The 4,232-nt window shown below is 35.9% G+C and carries 5 protein-coding genes; 3 read left to right on the top strand and 2 right to left on the bottom strand.

Features of this window, described 5'->3' with window-relative positions; translation table 11 throughout:
- Window positions 1-203, bottom strand: a 203-nt coding sequence (locus tag AB8B65_RS20680; protein WP_405303177.1) for an acyl-CoA thioesterase, incomplete at its 3' end; no start/stop codon positions are given.
- A 115-nt stretch (window positions 204-318) separates the two neighbouring features.
- On the opposite strand from AB8B65_RS20680, the gene AB8B65_RS20685 reads away from it, so the two are divergent.
- The 3 genes from AB8B65_RS20685 (at window position 319) to AB8B65_RS20695 (ending at window position 2,769) form a co-directional block, all read left to right on the top strand.
- On the top strand, window positions 319-948 hold the full coding sequence (locus AB8B65_RS20685; RefSeq protein ID WP_405303178.1) for an NAD(P)H-dependent oxidoreductase: 630 nt from the start codon (window positions 319-321) through the stop codon (window positions 946-948).
- Between the two features lie 71 nt (window positions 949-1,019).
- A complete protein-coding gene (locus tag AB8B65_RS20690) occupies window positions 1,020-1,475 on the top strand; it encodes a thioredoxin family protein (protein WP_405303179.1) in 456 nt (151 codons plus the stop codon).
- A 100-nt stretch (window positions 1,476-1,575) separates the two neighbouring features.
- On the top strand, window positions 1,576-2,769 hold the full coding sequence (locus AB8B65_RS20695) for a DegT/DnrJ/EryC1/StrS family aminotransferase (RefSeq protein WP_405303180.1): 1,194 nt from the start codon (window positions 1,576-1,578) through the stop codon (window positions 2,767-2,769).
- A 328-nt stretch (window positions 2,770-3,097) separates the two neighbouring features.
- On the opposite strand, the gene ribB is transcribed toward AB8B65_RS20695, so the two are convergent.
- Window positions 3,098-4,228 (bottom strand): 3,4-dihydroxy-2-butanone-4-phosphate synthase, encoded by a 1,131-nt coding sequence (ribB, locus tag AB8B65_RS20700; protein WP_405303181.1) that lies wholly within the window; start codon window positions 4,226-4,228, stop codon window positions 3,098-3,100.
- Between the last annotated feature and the right edge of the window lie 4 nt (window positions 4,229-4,232).

Below are 4,232 nucleotides of genomic sequence, written 5' to 3' on the forward strand. Positions count from 1 at the left end.
TCTGTAAAGTCAATTTTATCCGTAGAAACCGTTACCACTTTTTTTCTACTAAAACGTGTGGCACAAATAAACGAAGCTTCATCCATCATGTGCAATGCCGTTCCGCCGAATAAGGTATCGTAATGATTGGTCGTATTTGGAAATACAGCTTTAAAGATATGTGTTTCAGAGTTTTCAATGCGTGTAATAGTGTCTGCGTTCATAAGTAACAAGTTTTGTTATACGGCAATTGGTTTAATTTATCGCAAAGAAGAACATTCCTGCTTAGGTATTGCTTATTTTTAACAAAATAAATTTAGAATCCCAAAGATAACGTATATGCAAACAATAGACAGTCTAAAATGGCGATATGCCACGAAAAAGTTTGATGCCAATCGCTTTTTAGATGATACCCAAATAGAAACATTAAAAGAAGCGTTTAACCTTACTGCAACTTCGTATGGCTTACAACCCATTCGTTTGGTGGTAATTAAAAACAAAGAATTACAAGGACAATTGGTTGAACATTCTTGGAATCAACGCCAAGTAGTAGATGCTTCGCATTTGTTGGTAATTTGTGTTGAGAATACAATTGATGAAGCCTATATTGATTCGTATTTTGATCGTGTAGTAGCAATTCGTAATACGCCAGAAGATATTTTAGCGCCTTTTAAAGACTTTATGAAGAATTCTTTTAAAGACAAAACACAAGAAGAACTCAAAACATGGGCTTCCAAACAAGCGTATATTGCTTTAGGAAACCTATTAAACGTTTGCGGTGTGGAACAAATTGATTCCTGTCCAATGGAAGGCTTTGTTCCAGAAAAATACGATGAAGTTTTAGGTTTAACTGCACACGGACTTTCTTCAGTTTTAGTATTGCCAGTAGGACATAGAGCTGAAGATGATATGTTTTCAACTATGGCTAAAGTGCGCAAGTCGGTTGCAGAAAGTGTATTAGAATTGTAATATTTTGGCAAGATTGTTGTTTTAATACAAGAAACACATATATTTGTTTTACGCCTTAACACAGTATACACATGAAGAAATTACTTTTTTTAGCCGTATTTTTTATTGGATTTTCAGCTTTAGCACAGGAAGATGTCAAGTTAAATTGGTTGACAGATTTTGAGAAAGCGAAGAAAATTGCTAAAAAGTCTAACAAACCTATTTTGATTTATTTTACTGGAAGTGATTGGTGTCCACCATGTAAAATGTTGAAAGAAGACTTCTTTTACACAGAAAAATTCAAAGAAAAAGCAAAAGATTTTGTGTTGGTTATGGCCGATTTTCCTAGAAGAATAGATATTATTACTGACGATCAACGTCAAGAAAATAAAAAATTAGCTAGAAAATACAATACTAAAAATAAGTTCCCAAATATTGTAGCTGTTAATCATAAAGGACAAGAATTAGACAATATTATGTCATACAACATGATGCGCGACACTTCAAGACATTATAAGTTTCTCGAAAAAATAATGGAAAACTATTAATAAAATTCACATAAAATAAAACCTCTTTTCTATACTTTTGTAATTAGAAAAGAGGTTTTTCTTTTTTATAAAAATCTAAGATCAAGCAAAAAAATACACTATGCCAGGATTTGAACTATTTAGCGATGCCGAACGTAAAGAAGTACACGATGTGTTAGAAAGCGGCGTATTAATGCGTTACGGATTTGATGGAATGCGAAACGGACATTGGAAAGCAAAAGAACTCGAACGTGCCTTAGAAGCGCAATTTGATGTAAATCATGCGCAATTAGTTTCTAGCGGAACCGCAGCAGTTTCCGTAGCATTGGCAGTGACAGGAATTGGAGCAGGTGATGAAGTCATTATGCCAACATTTACATTTGTAGCGAGTTTTGAAGCCATTATGATGTTGGGCGCTATTCCTGTATTGGTGGATATTGATGATACACTTACGTTAGATCCGGAAGCGATTCGCAACGCAATTACGCCAAAAACGAAAGCCATCATGCCTGTACACATGTGCGGAAGTATGGCAAACTTAGGTGAAATTAAAGCAATTTGTGATGAACATAATTTAATCTTGGTAGAAGATGCATGTCAAGCTATTGGCGGAACGTATAACGGAAAAGCACTCGGAACTATTGGTGATGTCGGATGTTTTTCGTTCGATTTTGTAAAAACTATGACCTGTGGCGAAGGTGGTGCAATTATTACCAACAACAGTGACTATAAACTGAATGCGGATCATTATAGCGATCACGGACACGATCATGTGGGAAGCGATAGAGGCGCAGAAACGCATCCGTTTTTAGGATACAACTTTCGTATCTCGGAACTAAATGCAGCAGTTGGTTTGGCACAAGTACGACGTTTGCCTGAATTTTTAGACATTCAAAAGAAGCATTACACAATTTTACGCGAAGCTTTAGCGGATATTCCGGAAGTAACTTTCAGAACAGTTCCAGAAGGCGGCGTGGAAAGTTGTGCCTTTTTAAACTTCTTCTTGCCCGATTTGGAAATTGCCCGTAAAGTCATGGCAGGATTCAAGCAAAACGGAATTGATGTATGTTTTCATTACTACGATAACAATTGGCATTACATTCGCAAATGGGAACACTTAAAAGACTTAAAGTCGTTGTATCCAATTGCTGCGGAAGTAAAAGAAGGAATGAAATATTTGGACACAAAAACTTTTGATCAATCTGATCAGTATATAGCGCGAAATGTTTCTTGTTTGATAAAAATGTCTTGGACAGCAGAAGAGGTGAAAGCAAGAGGAGCAAAAATGCGTGAAGTGATTTTGGCTTCTATTTAATTTTAAATGCTAAATGCTAATGTTGAATTGAAGAAAACCTCTGAAACGTCATTGCGAACGCAGTGAAGCAATCTCATACTTTAAGTTACAAAGTATCGTTTTATAACAAACAAATTACCAAGTCGTTACGTTTCTCGTAATAACAGTTCGTAGTTTTTCGTTTCAAAGTACTTTTCGATATAATTTTCTATTTATCTGGACTGCGCTCAATATGACAGAAAATCATTCCTTTAAATTTTTATGTGAAGTAAAGAAGTTCCTTTCCAACAACTCTAAAAGCACGTACGTGCTAACAGCGATCTAAAATCTAATAGCGACAGCAGTCTAATTAATAAGATACATAATCCACAATTTCCAAACCGTAACCAATCATTCCGACACGTTTCTCTTGATGTGTATTCGTGACTAATTTAATCTTGCTAATATTGATGTCATGTAGAATTTGTGCTCCAATTCCGAAATCTTTCGAATCCATTTTAATCTTTGGCGCTTTGTATTCGCCATCGTTTTGTAAGGCTTTCAATTCTTTAATTCGGTGAAGTAAGTTTAAAGAACTATGATCTTGATTTATAAAAATGATTGCACCTTTTTCTTCGTCATTAATCAAACGAAACATATCATCTAGTTTTTTATCTGCATTGTTGGTCAACGTTCCTAAAATATCGTCATTCACTAAAGTAGAATTGATACGTGTTAGTACATGCTCATCTGCTGTCCAACTTCCTTTTGTCAACGCAATATGAATTTGATTATTTGTTGTTTGTTGGTAGGCACGCATGCGGAAATCGCCAAAACGTGTTTGTACATCAAAATCTTCCTTTTTCTCAATCAATGAATCGTGTTCCATTCGGTAGGCTACTAAATCTTCAATAGAAACAATCTTTAAATCGAAGTTTTTAGCTACTTCTAGCAATTGTGGCAAACGCGCCATCGTACCATCTTCGTTCATAATTTCTACAATCACACCAGCAGGTTGCAAACCAGCCAAACGTGCAAAATCGATAGCCGCTTCTGTATGTCCTGTTCTACGTAAAACACCGCCTTCTTTCGCTTTGAGCGGAAAAATATGTCCAGGACGTGCCAAATCAAATGGTCTTGTGTCTTTATCAATTAATGCTTGTACTGTTTTAGAACGATCGGAAGCAGAAATTCCGGTTGTAACGCCGTTTCCTTTCAAATCAACCGAAATGGTAAAAGCTGTTTCCATCGGATCGGTGTTGTTGCTCACCATCATTCCGAGTTGCAATTCTTTACAACGATTTTCTGTCAAAGGCGCACAAATTAGACGACGACCATGTGTTGCCATAAAATTGATCATTTCGGGCGTTACCTTTTCAGCAGCAGCTAAAAAATCACCTTCATTTTCACGATTTTCATCGTCAACTACAATAATTACTTTTCCTTGTCGGATATCTTCAATGGCTTCGTGGATGCTATGTAATTGTGTATTAGGCTTCACTTTT

Origin of the sequence: Kordia sp. (assembly GCF_045105435.1) — a bacterium.
GTDB lineage: Bacteria > Bacteroidota > Bacteroidia > Flavobacteriales > Flavobacteriaceae > Kordia.

Coding starts and splice junctions, on each gene's coding strand:
- AB8B65_RS20695 (WP_405303180.1), top strand. CDS start 1,576: ATGCCAGGATTTGAACTATTTAGCGATGCCGAACGTAAAGAAGTACAC.
- AB8B65_RS20685 (WP_405303178.1), top strand. CDS start 319: ATGCAAACAATAGACAGTCTAAAATGGCGATATGCCACGAAAAAGTTT.
- AB8B65_RS20690 (WP_405303179.1), top strand. CDS start 1,020: ATGAAGAAATTACTTTTTTTAGCCGTATTTTTTATTGGATTTTCAGCT.